Raw genomic sequence first — 13381 nt, forward strand, 5'->3', positions numbered from 1 at the left:
CTCTGCCATCCGCCCCAGGGCGGCGCCGCCCGGGAGCACGCGGCCGGAGGTCATCCCCGCCGCCACCGGTCCTCGACCCGTTCGGCCAGGCCCGCCCGCTGCAGCCGGGACAGGCAGGCCAGGACGGTGGGCAGCGCGAGCCCGGCGCTGACGGTGATCCGATCCACGGGCACCGCCTGGCGCAGGGGCAGCGCCTCGTGGACGAGGGCCTCCTCCATCGTGAGCCCGTCGGTGGGCCGCGCGGCGGGCTCGGGAGCTGCCCGGGTAGAGGCCCTCCCGCCCGCGCCGCCGCTCCGGGCGGGCCCCTGACCGAGCAGGGCGAGGGCCTCCTGCTCGGTGGTCACGAGACGGGCGGGGCTCTCCTGCAGCAGACGGTGGCAGCCGGCGGAGCTGGGCGAGGTCACGGGGCCGGGGACCACGCCCACCTCGCGGCCGAGGCCGAACGCGTGGCCCGCCGTGTTCTGCGCTCCCGACCGCCAGCGCGCCTCGACCACCAGCACGGCCCCCGCGAGCGCGGCGATGACCCGGTTGCGCTGCAGGAACCGGTACCGCGTGGGACTCGCACCGGGCGGCATCTCGGACACGAGCAGCCCGGCGGCCATCACCGCGCGAAGCAGGTCCTCGTGGCCGGCCGGGTAGAACCGGTCGAGGCCGCCGGCCAGCACCGCCACCGTGGGCGGGACGCCGTCGCGATCCGCCGCGTCTTCCGGTGCGGCGGGCGCCTGCAGCGCGGCCCGGTGGGCGGCGCCGTCGATGCCGTACGCACCGCCGGAGATCACGCACGCGCCCTGCTGGACGGCGTGGGCGGCGCAGCGGGCGGTCACGGTCCGTCCGTACGCGGTCGCCTCCCGGCTGCCGACGACGGCGAGCATCCGGTCCGCGGGAGGCAGCGTTCCGGAGCCGCGGAACCACAGGCCCAGGGGCGCCTCCTCGCCCAGGTCCGCCAGGGCGGCGGGCCAGGCGTCGTCCTCGGGGATCAGCAGGCCTCCCCCGAGCCGGTGCAGAGTCACGAGGTCACGCTCCGGCTCCAGCCGGGCGGCCCGGGGCGCCCAGCGGGCCAGCCCCGCGGCCCAGCGCCGGGGCAGCGTGTCGGGCGCGCCGGCGAGATCGGCGAGCAGATCGCGCTCGGCGGGCTGGATCGTCTCCCGGCCCGTGAGCAGGGCGAGCGCCCGCTCCGGCCCCAGCGCCGTGACGGTCTGCACCGCGAGCGCGTCCCCGGGCTCGACCAGCCGGGTCAGGGCGGCGCGGGCGAGCCGGGCGGCGTCCGGCCGGCGCGGCCCGGCGACGTGGTCTGCCGCCGGGGTGACGTAGGTGGTCATGCGTCCTCCTCGTTCTGGTGGCGCAGCGTGAGTGCCACGTCGGTGTCCTCGGGTGCGGGCCGTTCGGCGCCGCGCAGGTCTGCCAGGGTCCAGGCGAGGCGCAGGACGCGGGCGTGGCCGCGCGCGCTCAGCAGGCCCTGGTCGACGGCGTCGTCCGCGGGCCGGCGGGCCGCCCGGGGCACGGCGTACGGGCCGTGCCGCAGCACCCCGGCGGGGACGTGCGCGTTGCGGCGCAGCCCGGACGGGGCGAGCCCGCGCTCGGCGGCGGTGGCCCAGCGCCGGGCCTGGCGGTCGGCGGCCGCGGCGACCCGGGCGGCCACCTGCGACGTGGTCTCGGACGCGGGCGCCCCCGTGAGCTGCCGCGCTTCGACGGGCCGCACGGTGACCTGCAGGTCGACGCGGTCCAGCAGCGGCCCGGAGAGCCGCTGGGCGTAGCGGCGGCGTTCGGGCACGCTGCACCGGCACTCGACGCCCGTGCCACCGCCCTTGCCGCACGGGCAGGGATTGGCGGCCAGCACGAGCTGGAACCGGGCCGGGTAGACGACGGCGCCGAGGGCCCGGTGCAGCAGCACCTCCCCGGACTCGAGGGGCTGGCGCAGCGCCTCGAGGGTGCGCCGTTCGAACTCGGGGGCCTCGTCCAGGAACAGCACGCCGCCGTGGGCGAGGGAGGCCGCCCCCGGCCGGGCGAGGCCGCTGCCGCCGCCCACGAGGGCCGAGCGGGACGCCGAGTGGTGGGGTGCCTCGAACGGCGGGGTCCGGTCGATGTCACCGTCGAACCCCTGGGACGTCCCGCCCCTGCGCCGGACACGGGCGTCGCCGCCGCGGAGAGAGCGCAGGGCAGCGCATTCGAGCGCGGTGCGCCGGTCCAGGGGCGGCAGGATTCCGGGCAGGCGCTCGGCGAGCATGGTCTTGCCCGCCCCCGGGGCGCCCATGAGCAGCAGGTGGTGGGCGCCGGCAGCGGCGACCTCCAGCGCGAACCGGGCCTCGGCCTGTCCGGCGACCTCGGCGAGGTCGGGCACCGCACGGGCCGGCTCCGGTTCCGGGGCTGTCACCTGCCGTCGGGCCGGGCGGTGGGGCGGCTCTCCGTCCGGTTCCCCGCCGAAGGCGCGGATGACGTCGTGCAGATGGGCGAAGCCGCGGACCTCGGCGCCGGGGACCAGTCGGGCCTCGGCCTCCGCATCCTCGGCGACGACCACCTCGGAGCACCCCGCGTCGACGGCGGCCATCACCATCGCCACGGTCTCCGGCGAGCGGTGCAGGGCGCCGTCGAGGCCGAGCTCGGCCAGGAACACGGGTCCCTCGACGTTCCGCACCCGCCCGTCCGCGGCGTAGGCCGCCAGGACGATCGCCAGGTCGTGGCAGGCGCCCCGCTTGTGCACCCCCGCCGGCAGCAGGTTCACGGTCAGGTGCCGCCGGGTCAGGGGCAGTCCGGCGTTGCGCGCGGCGGAGCGGATGCGATCCCGGCTCTCCTGCAGCGCCTGGTCCGGCAGGCCGAGGAGGGTGAACCCGGGCAGGGACTGGGCGATGTCCGCCTCGACGTGCACGACCTCCCCGCGCAGACCCGCCAGGGTGATGGAGCGGGTGCGTCCGATGCCGCTCACGGCCGCACGTCCTGCAGCAGATCGAAGCGGATCCCTCCCGTGCGCGGCACCAGCACGGCGACGGCGTCGACGCGCCAGGGCGTTCCCCGGCGGTCCGCGGCGTGGGCCCGCACCCACGCCGCGGTGAGGCGGTGCAGCCGGGTGAGCTTGCGCCGGTCGATCGACTCGAACGGATCGCCGAAGGCCAGGCCCGAGCGGGTCTTCACCTCGACGCCCACCCACCAGCCGGCGTGGTGGGCCACGATGTCCAGCTCTCCGGCCTCGCCCCGCCAGTTGCGGTCGGCGATCACGTAGCCGCGCTCGGCGAGCCAGCGCGCGGCGGCGTCCTCACCGAACCGGCCCAGCGCCGTGTGCGCGCGGCTGGCGCGCCTCTCTCCGGGCGGCTGCGCCCCGATCTGTTCCGCGGTCCCCGTCATCCCGACCACCTCCTGGGCACCAGGGTGGTCCCGGGCGAGGCCGCGGGGTGGGCGGCGGCGGGGATTGTGCGGGGCCGGACGCCTGTGCAGGAGTGGACGTCGGCGTCCCGTCCTCTGGACCGCTCAGGGGTGGGTCAGCTCGGCAGCTGGCCGTCCGGCGGGACCGTCAGGTCCTCGGTGGGCAGCTCCTCGATGTTCACGTCCTTGAAGGTCAGCACCTTCACGCGCTTGATGAACCGCTGCGTGCGGTACACGTCCCACACCCAGGCGTCCTCGAGCAGGATCTCGAAGAACACGTCCCCGTCCGCCTGGCGGGGCGTCAGCCGCACGTCGTTGGCGAGGTAGAAGCGCCGCTCGGTCTCCACGACGTAGCGGAACAGGCCCACCACGTCCCGGTACTCGCGGTAGAGCAGCAGCTCGGCCTCGGCCTCGAAGTCCTCGACGTCGTCTGCGCTCATGACATGCCTCCTCAGTGTTCGCCGCGCACCCGCGACAGTCCGGGCACGCACGGCCTCCATCCTCCCCCGTCCGGGGGTCGCACGTCGAACGGGCGGCCTCGCCCGGCCCCGGGGGCTCAGTCGAACAGCGTGGGCGGCGCCTGCGCGGGCGCGCCCGGCAGCCCGAGGTTCCAGCTGCGCCGGTGCTGCTCGCTCGCCCCGCGCTCGGCCAGGGCGGCCCGGTGCGCGGCTGAGCCGTACCCCTTGTTCCCGGCCCATCCGTACCCCGGGTGCGCCGCGTCGAGGGCGATCATGACGTCGTCGCGGGCCACCTTCGCGGCGATCGATGCGGCCGCCACCGTCGCGCACCGGTCCTCGGCCCGCACCAGCATCGTGGGCTCGGGCGGCAGCGGGCGCGGCGCGGGCGCGGGGCCGGCGTCGGGATCGGAGCGGCTCAGCCAGTCGTCCCGGCCGTCGAGCACGAGGGCGACCGGCTCCTGCCCCACCGCGGCGCACAGCGCCGCCCACGCCCGGCGCCCGGCGAGGCCGAGGGCCGCCGAGATCCCGAGCGCGTCGATCTCCGCGGGGCCGGCCTCCCCGAGCGCCACCCCGGCCGCCCAGTCCTCGATCTGCGGGACCAGGGCGCGCCGGCGTCGGTCCGTGAGCGCCTTGGAGTCGCGCACCGGAGGGATCTGCCCCGCGGCGGGCAGCCACGCGGCGCACACCCCGACGACGACGGGCCCGGCCAGCGCGCCCCGGCCCACCTCGTCCATGCCCGCCACCAGCACCCGGTCCACTCCCCGCGCGGCGAGGACCGGCGCGGCCAGCCCCGCCTCGACGTCCAGACCGGCGCGCACCGTCGGCCGGCCGCCGCCCCGACGGACGGTCACGTGCGAGCCTCCGGCACGGGCGCGTCCGGCACGGCGGCGAACGCGTCGGGGTCGGCGCCGGCGCCGCCGACCCGGTCCAGCGGCCAGACCACGAACCGGGCGCGGCCCACCACGTCGTCGAGGGCCACGAACCCGCCCCCGGGCCCGGCGCGGTGCGCGCGGGAGTCCGCCGACGCCGAGCGATGGTCGCCGAGCACCCACAGCCGCCCCGCGGGGACGGTCACCTCGAACGCCTCCTGCGCGGGCGTCTCCCCCGGCGCGAGGTACGGCTCCTCCACGGGCACCCCGTTCACGCGCAGCGTCTCCTCGCCGGGCGTCCAGGAGACGATGTCCCCCGGCAGCCCGACGGCCCGCTTGATCACGTGGCCGCCCCCGGGCAGCCAGCCCTTCGTGTCCTCGAACACCACCACGTCACCGCGGCGCACCGGGAACGGATCGGGGGTGAGCAGCGTGGCGACCACGCGGTCGCCGGCCCGCAGCCCGGGCTCCATGGACGAGGACGGGATGGCGTACATGCGCGCCAGGAAGGCCCACGCCAGCACGCAGGCGAGCACGGTCACGGCGGCCGCGATCAGCGCGGTGCGGCGCCCCGTCACGGCGTGTCCCCGGAGGGGGCGTCCATGGTCCCGCGGCGGGACAGGGGCCACACGACCTCCGCGGCCCGGCCCTCGACCCGCTCGAGCGGGATCAGCCCGCCGCCGGGGGCGCCCAGCAGTGCGCGGGAGTCCCGGGAGGCGGCGCGGTGGTCGCCCAGGACGACCATGCGCCCGTCGGGCACCTCGAAGGACCAGGTCCCCGCCGCGGCCGGCTCGTCTGCGGTCACGGGCCTGCCGAGATACGGCTCGTCCAGCGGCTCGCCGTTGCGCAGCAGCCGGCCGTCCGGGGCGCAGCACTCGAGGCGGTCCCCCGGCAGGGCCAGCACGCGCTTGACGAAGACGTCCTCGGCCGCGCCGACGCCCCACCACCGGGCGACGTCCTCGAGGCCGCGCTCGAGCGATCCGGCCGAACGGTACGGCGCCAGGCTGCCGGCGCCGTCGAACACCACCACGTCGCCGTGGTGCAGGCCCTGCCCGCCGGCCGCGGCGGCGTCCACCCGCACGCGGTCGCCGGGCTGCAGGGTCGGCTCCATCGACCCGGAGGGGATGAGGTAGACGGGGCCGGTGAGGGCTCGCAGCACCGCGGCCACCACGACGGCGGCCACCACGGTCAGGCCGAGCCACGCCCACCAGCGGCTCGTGCCGGAGGCGGGGGCCGCCGTCGGGCCCGAGGAGGAGCCGGCCCCGGACGCGACGGAGCCCCGTGACCGGCGGGGGTCACGGGGCTCCGAGGTGCGCATGGGTCGATCACCGGTCGGCGGGGCCGACCGGGATGATCACTTGGCGTCGGCGCGCTTCTCGCGGATGCGGGCGGCCTTGCCGTGGCGGTCGCGCATGTAGTACAGCTTCGCGCGGCGCACGTCGCCCTTGGTGACGACCTCGATCTTGTCGATGACCGGGGAGTGCACCGGGAACACGCGCTCCACGCCGATGCCGAAGGACACCTTGCGGACGCGGAAGGTCTCGCGCACGCCGTAGCCCTGACGGCCCATGACGTAGCCCTGGAACACCTGGACGCGGGCGGTCTTGCCCTCGATGATGTTCACGTGCACCTTGACGGTGTCGCCGGGGGCGAACTCCGGGATGTCGTCGCGCAGCGTCTTCTTGTCGAACGAGTCGAGAATGTGCATGTCGTCTCTCCTGGCGGATGCCACAGGTCAACCGCGTGGTATGCGGGCGCACGGCCCGTCCACGTCCGCATGACGAGGGGGCCGGGTCCCGAGCCGAGGGCCGGGCTCCGCACGTGGGGTGCGGTCCCGGGGTCCGATCCGTTGACGCGCGCCCCCTGTGGCAGGTCGGGCGTCCGGCGGACACGAGGACCCATTATGCCACAGCCGACGACGTCGCGACGCCCCTCCGGCCCGTCGGGCGCGGCGGGTCAGTCCTCGGAGTCGTACGCCGCCCACAGGTCCGGTCGCCGCTCGCGCGTGCGCTCCTCCTGCTGGGCCCGACGCCAGGCCGCGACCTTGCCGTGGTCGCCCGAGAGCAGCACGGGCGGCACCGCACGGCCCCGCCAGTCCGCGGGCTTGGTGTAGACCGGGTACTCCAGCAGGCCGTCCTCGTGGGACTCCTCGACGAGCGAGGCCGGGTTGCCCACGACGCCCGGCACGAGGCGGCCGACGGCCTCGATCATCGCCAGCGCCGCGACCTCGCCGCCGTTGAGCACGTAGTCGCCCAGCGAGACCAGCCGCACCTCGAAGAGCTCCTCGGCCCAGCCGAAGACGCGCTCGTCGATCCCCTCGTAGCGGCCGCACGCGATCGCCACGTGCTCCCGGCCCGCCAGTTCCCGGGCGAACCGCTGGGTGAAGCGCTCCCCCGAGGGCGTCGGCACGAGCAGCACGGGGCGGTCCCCCGGCTCCGCCGACGACGACTCGGCGGGGGCCGGTGACACGGGCCCCTGGGCCGCCACGTGCTCGAGCGCGAGCGCCCACGGCTCCGGTTTCATCACCATGCCGGCGCCGCCACCGTAGGGCGTGTCGTCCACGGTGCGGTGCCGGTCGGAGGTGAAGTCGCGCAGGTCGTGGACGTGCACGTCCACGAGGCCCTCGCGGCGGGCACGGCCCAGCAGCGAGACGTCGAGCACCGCGAGGTACTCGGGGAAGATCGTGACGACGTCGAAGCGCACCGCTCAGTCCTCCGCATCCGCATCGGCGGGGCGTGCCACGGCGGGCCCGTCTGCGGCGTCCTCGTCGACGCCGGTGGCGAGCTCGAGCAGCCCCGGCGGCGGGGTCAGCACGAGCACGCCGGCCTCGGGGTCGATCTCCGGGACGATCTCCTCGACGAAGGGCACCAGGGCCTCCTCCTCGACGCCGTCCAACGCGACGTGCAGCAGATCCTGGACCGCCCCGGTGGTCAGGGCCGTGACGACGCCGACGCGCTCGCCCTCGACCCGCACCTCGAGGTCCACGAGGTCCTCCTCGTACCACTCGTCGGACTCCTCGGGCGCGGCGGGAACGGCGAACAGCTGGGCGCCGCGCAGGGTCTCGGCGACGTTGCGGTCCGGCGACTCGCCGAAGCCGACCACGAGGATCTGCTTGTTCCACCGGGCCCGGGTGACGGTGAGCTCCGCCGGAAGGCCCGGGGCGCCGTCGCGCACCACGAGGCGCTCGCCGGGGGCGAAGCGGGCGTCCGGGTCGTCGGTGAAGACCTGCACGGTCACCTCGCCGCGGATGCCGTGCGGCTTGCCGATGCGGGCGACGCGGACGAGGTCGTCCTGGGCTGCGGGACTCATGGGCTCTCCTGGGTGGGACGGTCGGTGGCGGGAGGGGGCGGGGCCGCAGACGACGACGGCCCGCCGGCCCGGTGAGGGGCGGGCGGGCCGTGCGTCACGGGCCGTCAGGAGCGGCGGTCGGTCTCCACCACGTCCACGCGGACGGGGTGGCCGGCCAGGCCGTCCAGCACGGTGCGCAGCGCGGTGGCGGTGCGACCCTGGCGGCCGATCACGCGACCCAGGTCCTCGGGGGCCACGCGGACCTCCAGCATGTCGCCGCGCCGCTGGGAGCGGGCGTCCACGCGGACCGCCTCGGGCGTGTCCACGATGCCGCGCACCAGGTGCTCGAGGGCCTCGGTCAGCATGGTCACTCGGACTTCTCGGCGTCCTCGGCCGGCGCCTCAGCGGCCTCCTCGGCCGGAGCCTCGGCGGCCTGCTCGGACTCGGCCGGGGCCTCCTCCTGCTTCGGCTCCTCCGGCAGGATGACCGAGCCCTTCTCGGGGGCCACGAAGGCCTCCTTCTCGGACTTGGACTTCAGGGTGCCCTCGGCGCCCGACTCGCCCTTGAACTTCTGCCAGTCACCGGTGACCTTCAGCAGCGCGGCGACCTGCTCGGTCGGCTGGGCGCCGACGGAGAGCCAGTACTGGGCGCGCTCCGAGTCGATCTCGATGAACGAGGGCTCCTCGGTGGGGTGGTACTTGCCGATCTCCTCGATGGCACGGCCATCGCGGCGGGTGCGCGAGTCCATGACGACGACGCGGTAGAACGGGGCGCGGATCTTGCCGAACCGCTTCAGACGAATCTTGACAGCCACGAGTGTGGTTCTCCTTCAGTGGATCTGGGGGGCCGGGGCACGACGCCGCGTGGGGGCAGCGGGCGTCGACGACCTGGCACACGGAACGGAGCGCAGCGGAGGATAGAGGGTCGTCCGGGCTCACGCTCAGTACCGTGCCATTCTGCCAGATCGGGCGGGCCGGTGCACACCCGGCGCGCCGCGACCGGGCAGCGGGCGACTCAGCGGTCCTTGAGGTACTTCTCGAAGCCCGCCGGCAGGTTGAGGGTGGACGGGTCGAAGCCGTCCATCCCCGCGCCGTCGCGGCCGAACACCGCCCCGGCCTGTGCCTGGGCGGCGCGGGCGCGCCGCTCCTCGATCGCCTTGCGCTCGGCCGCGGCCTTGGCGGGGTTGCCGGACTTCACGCGATCGCGCTTGGCGTTCTTGCCCTTGCCCTTCGCCTTGCGGGAGGCGCCGCCCGGCATGCCGGGCATGCCGGGGATGCCACCGCCGGCGGCCATGCGCTTCATCATCTTCTGCGCCTCGGCGAAGCGCTCGAGCAGGCCGTTGACCTCGGACACGCTCACACCCGAGCCGCGGGCGATGCGGGCACGGCGCGAGCCGTTGATGATCTTGGGGGCCACGCGCTCGTGCGGGGTCATCGAGTGGATGATCGCCTCGACGCGGCCGATCGACGACTCGTCGAACTGCTCGAGCTGCTGCCGCATGCCCTGGGCGCCCGGCATCATCATGAGCATCTTCTTCAGCGAGCCCATCTTCTTGAGCTGCTGCATCTGGGCGAGGAAGTCGTCGAGGGTGAAGTCCTCCTGGTCCGCGAACTTGCGGGCCATCTTCTCGGCCTCGCTGCGGTCCCAGTTCTGCTCGGCCTGCTCGATCAGGGAGAGCACGTCGCCCATGTCGAGGATGCGCGAGGCCATGCGGTCCGGGTGGAAGACCTCGAAGTCCTTCAGGCCCTCGCCCGTGGAGGCGAACATGATCGGCTTGCCGGTCACGTGGCGGACGGACAGCGCGGCGCCGCCGCGCGCGTCGCCGTCGAGCTTGGTGAGCACGACGCCGGTGAAGCCGACGCCCTCGTTGAACGCCTGGGCCGTGGCGACGGCGTCCTGGCCGATCATCGCGTCGATGACGAAGAGCACCTCGTCCGGGTCCACGGCGGCGCGGATGTCCGCGGCCTGCTGCATGAGCTCGGCGTCCACGCCGAGGCGGCCGGCGGTGTCGATGATGACCACGTCGTGGTACTTGGTGTTGGCCTCGGCGACGCCGTCGCGGGCCACCTGCACCGGGTCGCCCGTGGCGGCCTCGAACTCGGAGGAGACGCCGGGGTGCGGCGCGTAGACCGGGACCCCGGCGCGCTCGCCGCCGACCTGCAGCTGCTTCACGGCGTTCGGACGCTGGAGGTCGCAGGCCACGAGCAGCGGGGTGTGGCCCTGGGACTTGAGCAGGTGGGCGAGCTTGCCGGCGAGGGTCGTCTTGCCGGCGCCCTGCAGGCCCACGAGCATGATGACGGTGGTGCCCGTCTTGGCGTGCTGGATGCGCCGGGTCTCGCCGCCGAGGATGCCCACGAGCTCCTCGTTGACGATCTTCACGACCTGCTGGCCCGGGTTCAGGGCCTGGGCCACCTCGGCTCCGAGGGCGCGCTCCTTGATCTGCGCGATGAACTGGCGGACCACGGGCACGGCGACGTCGGCGTCCAGGAGGGCGCGGCGGATCTCGCGTGCGGTGGCGTCGATGTCCGCCTCGCTCAGCCGCCCCTTGCCCTTGAGGCTGCGGAAGGTGGCTGTGAGGCGGTCGGACAGGGAGTTGAACACGGCGGGTGTGATCCTTCGAAGCGGGGTCGACTGATCCGGACGCGGTCGGTCGCGGGCGCCGCGGCATCCACCGCGGCGCCCGCCAAGCCTAGCAACCGACCGGCCTCACCCGTCCGCGGCGGCTCACCGCGCCTCCGCGGGGACGGGCACCCCGCCGAAGCCGACGTCGTAGGCCGACTCGTCGTGCAGGGTCAGATCGACGCCCCGCTCCTCGTCCTCCTTGCTCACTCGCAGGCCCATGGTCCCGCGCAGGACCAGGGCGATGACCGTGGTCACCACGGCGGTGAAGACCACGGCGACGAGCACGGCCACCGTCTGGGCCACCAGGAGACCGGCGTCTCCGCCGTAGAACAGGCCCGCCCGGCCCTCGTCCGGCAGGGCGAAGAAGCCGATCAGCACGGTGCCCAGGATGCCAGCGGTGAGGTGCACGCCGACGACGTCGAGCGAATCGTCGAAGCCGAGGCGGTACTTGAGGTTGACCGCGAGCGCGCTGGCCGCACCGGAGACCAGGCCGATCACCACGGCCCCCAGGGGGCTCACATAGGCGCACGCGGGCGTGATGGCGACCAGTCCCGAGACGATCCCGGACGCGGTGCCGATCGAGGTCGGCCGGCCGCGGCGCAGCCACTCCACGAACACCCAGCCGAGCATGCCGGCGGCGCCGGCGGCGAGGGTGTCCACCCAGATCAGTCCGAGCTCGTCGACACCGCCCGCCGCGCCCCCGTTGAACCCGAACCAGCCGAACCAGAGCAGGGCCGCACCGAGCATGGTGAACGGGACGTTGTGCGGCCGGTGGCCGGGGTCCACGCCGAAGCCGTGGCGCTTGCCCAGCAGCAGCGCGAGCACGAGGGCGGCCACGCCGGCGCTGATGTGCACCACGAGGCCACCGGCGAAGTCGAGGGCCTCCCCCAGGCGGGCGCCGATGGCGCCGTCCTCGGAGAGGAGCCCGCCGCCCCACACCATGTAGGCCAGCGGGGCGTAGACGACGGTGGTCCAGACGGGCACGAAGACGCACCACGTGACGAACTTGAACCGGTCGGCCACCGCGCCGGAGATGAGGGCGACCGCGATGATCGCGAAGGTGGCGCCGTAGGCCGCGGCGACGAGCCCGCCCTCGGCCATCGTGCCGGTCAGCCCGAGGTCACCGGCGGGGTTCCCCACCACCCCGGCCCACCCGTCGCCACCGGTCATCCCGTGGACCCACAGGACCCAGACGACTCCGACGAGGCCCATCGAGACGAAGGACATCATGATCATGTTGAGCGAGGACTTCGCGCGGGTCATGCCGCCGTAGAAGATGGCCAGTCCGGGTGTCATGAGCAGGACCATCGCCGCGCTCGTCACCATCCACACTGTCCCTGCGTCCAGGACGTTCGACTCCTCCATGGGGGTCTCCTTCGGTCCGGGCCGCGAGCCGGGGGCGAACGCCCGTCCCGCGGCGTCGCTGCCCGGCCCCGATCGGGGCCGATGGAGGGACGATACCGGAGAAGTGGGCCACGCCACACGTCGATGACGTCTCCGTGACAGAACAGGGCCCCTCCCGACGTCGTCGGGAGGGGCCCTGGACCGGGTGCGGGACGTCAGTCGGTCAGCAGCGCGTCCACGAAGCCCTCGGCGGTGAACGGCGCGAGGTCATCGGGGCCCTCGCCGAGGCCGATCAGCTTGACGGGCACGCCGAGCTGGCGCTGGATGGCGATCACGATGCCGCCCTTGGCGGTGCCGTCCAGCTTGGTCAGCACGATGCCGGTGACGTCCACGACCTCGGCGAACACCTTCGCCTGGGTCAGGCCGTTCTGGCCCGTGGTGGCGTCGAGCACGAGCAGGACCTCGTCCACCTCGGCCTGCTTCTCGATGACGCGCTTGATCTTGCCGAGCTCGTCCATGAGGTTGGCCTTGTTCTGCAGGCGGCCCGCGGTGTCCACGAGCACGACGTCGACGCCCTCGGCGATGCCGCGCTCCACGGCCTCGAAGGCGACGGACGCCGGGTCGGCGCCCTCCTTCTCGGAGCGGACGGTCTCGACGCCCACGCGGGCGCCCCACGTGGCGAGCTGCTCGGCGGCGGCGGCGCGGAAGGTATCCGCGGCGCCGAGCACGACGGTGCGGTCCTCCGCCACGAGCACACGGGCGAGCTTGCCCACGGTGGTGGTCTTGCCGACGCCGTTGACGCCCACGACCATGGTCACGGCGGGGCGGTCGCCCTTGCGGGTCGCGGCGAGACGGCGGTCCATCGAGGGGTCCACCATCGCCACGAGCTCCTCGCGCAGCAGGGTGCGCACCTGCTCCGGGTCCCGCGTGCCCTCGACCGTGACACGGGCCTTGAGGCGGTCGACGAGCTCCAGGGTGGGCTCGGTGCCGAGGTCCGCCATCAGCAGCGTCTCCTCGATCTCGTCCCACACGTCGTCGTCGATGCGGTCCTGGGACAGCAGCGCCAGCAGACCCTTGCCGAAGACGTTGTTGGACTTGAGCAGGCGGGCCCGCAGGCGGGCCAGGCGCGAGCCGGCGGCCTCGGGCCGCTCGTACACGGGCTTCGCCGGGGCGGTCTCCACCTCCTCGACGACGGCGGGCTCCGGCTCGGCGACGACGGGCGGCGCCTCGTCGACCTCGGGGCGTTCCAGGACGGCGGTGGAGCCCGACGGGGCCGCGTGTCGCGGACTCGGGCGCGGGTCGTCCGCGTCCCGCACTCCCTGGTACGAGCCCTTCGGCGGGGCGGGGCGCCGGTCCAGCAGGCCGACGAGCACGCCGCCCAGCAGCAGGGCGGCCACGACTGAGACTATGAGCACGATTTCCACGGGTCCAGTCTGTCACACGGGC

The 13381-nt window shown here is 74.8% G+C and carries 15 protein-coding genes; all 15 read right to left on the bottom strand.

Annotated elements, in window-relative coordinates; all coding sequences use genetic code 11:
* Positions 1 to 50: 50 nt before the first annotated feature.
* The gene (locus ACZ1IK_RS03810) at positions 51 to 1319 is read right to left on the bottom strand and encodes a DNA-processing protein DprA (protein WP_256836525.1); all 1269 of its coding nucleotides are present in this window, start codon (positions 1317 to 1319) and stop codon (positions 51 to 53) included.
* A complete protein-coding gene (locus ACZ1IK_RS03815; RefSeq protein ID WP_206480821.1) occupies positions 1316 to 2920 on the bottom strand; it encodes a YifB family Mg chelatase-like AAA ATPase in 1605 nt (534 codons plus the stop codon). Before ACZ1IK_RS03815 ends, ACZ1IK_RS03810 begins: the two co-directional genes overlap by 4 nt.
* Entirely contained in the window at positions 2917 to 3336 is a 420-nt protein-coding gene (locus ACZ1IK_RS03820) for a YraN family protein (RefSeq protein WP_036312824.1), read from the bottom strand. The genes ACZ1IK_RS03815 and ACZ1IK_RS03820 overlap by 4 nt, the downstream gene beginning before the upstream one ends.
* Before the next feature lie 134 nt (positions 3337 to 3470).
* Positions 3471 to 3794, bottom strand: a complete 324-nt coding sequence (locus tag ACZ1IK_RS03825) for a DUF2469 domain-containing protein (RefSeq protein ID WP_002853817.1) — start codon at positions 3792 to 3794, stop codon at positions 3471 to 3473.
* 116 nt (positions 3795 to 3910) lie between these two features.
* Positions 3911 to 4663 carry a ribonuclease HII gene (locus ACZ1IK_RS03830; RefSeq protein WP_256836522.1) on the bottom strand — a complete coding sequence of 251 codons (753 nt, stop codon included), beginning with the start codon at positions 4661 to 4663 and terminating at the stop codon, positions 3911 to 3913.
* A complete protein-coding gene (gene lepB / locus ACZ1IK_RS03835; RefSeq protein WP_256836520.1) occupies positions 4660 to 5259 on the bottom strand; it encodes a signal peptidase I in 600 nt (199 codons plus the stop codon). Before lepB (ACZ1IK_RS03835) ends, ACZ1IK_RS03830 begins: the two co-directional genes overlap by 4 nt.
* Positions 5256 to 5999 (bottom strand): signal peptidase I, encoded by a 744-nt coding sequence (gene lepB, locus ACZ1IK_RS03840; protein ID WP_256836518.1) that lies wholly within the window; start codon positions 5997 to 5999, stop codon positions 5256 to 5258. The genes lepB (ACZ1IK_RS03835) and lepB (ACZ1IK_RS03840) overlap by 4 nt, the downstream gene beginning before the upstream one ends.
* Positions 6000 to 6035: 36 nt before the next feature.
* Complete coding sequence (rplS, locus tag ACZ1IK_RS03845) at positions 6036 to 6389, bottom strand: 50S ribosomal protein L19 (RefSeq protein ID WP_002853821.1); 354 nt, start codon at positions 6387 to 6389, stop codon at positions 6036 to 6038.
* A gap of 248 nt (positions 6390 to 6637) precedes the next feature.
* The gene (gene trmD, locus ACZ1IK_RS03850; RefSeq protein ID WP_256836516.1) at positions 6638 to 7384 is read right to left on the bottom strand and encodes a tRNA (guanosine(37)-N1)-methyltransferase TrmD; all 747 of its coding nucleotides are present in this window, start codon (positions 7382 to 7384) and stop codon (positions 6638 to 6640) included.
* 3 nt (positions 7385 to 7387) lie between these two features.
* Positions 7388 to 7990 (bottom strand): ribosome maturation factor RimM, encoded by a 603-nt coding sequence (gene rimM, locus ACZ1IK_RS03855; protein WP_256836514.1) that lies wholly within the window; start codon positions 7988 to 7990, stop codon positions 7388 to 7390.
* Positions 7991 to 8094: 104 nt separating this feature from the next.
* Positions 8095 to 8334, bottom strand: coding sequence for an RNA-binding protein (locus tag ACZ1IK_RS03860; RefSeq protein WP_029248213.1), 240 nt, complete (start codon positions 8332 to 8334; stop codon positions 8095 to 8097).
* Between the two features lie 2 nt (positions 8335 to 8336).
* Complete coding sequence (rpsP, locus tag ACZ1IK_RS03865) at positions 8337 to 8783, bottom strand: 30S ribosomal protein S16 (protein ID WP_020628324.1); 447 nt, start codon at positions 8781 to 8783, stop codon at positions 8337 to 8339.
* A gap of 200 nt (positions 8784 to 8983) precedes the next feature.
* Positions 8984 to 10570 (bottom strand): signal recognition particle protein, encoded by a 1587-nt coding sequence (gene ffh, locus ACZ1IK_RS03870; RefSeq protein WP_115165098.1) that lies wholly within the window; start codon positions 10568 to 10570, stop codon positions 8984 to 8986.
* Positions 10571 to 10693: 123 nt separating this feature from the next.
* Positions 10694 to 11956, bottom strand: coding sequence for an ammonium transporter (locus tag ACZ1IK_RS03875; RefSeq protein WP_163720867.1), 1263 nt, complete (start codon positions 11954 to 11956; stop codon positions 10694 to 10696).
* Between the two features lie 194 nt (positions 11957 to 12150).
* The gene (ftsY, locus tag ACZ1IK_RS03880; protein ID WP_205521327.1) at positions 12151 to 13359 is read right to left on the bottom strand and encodes a signal recognition particle-docking protein FtsY; all 1209 of its coding nucleotides are present in this window, start codon (positions 13357 to 13359) and stop codon (positions 12151 to 12153) included.
* Positions 13360 to 13381 lie beyond the last annotated feature (22 nt).

It is taken from the genome of Micrococcus sp. CS26 (genome assembly GCF_055522295.1).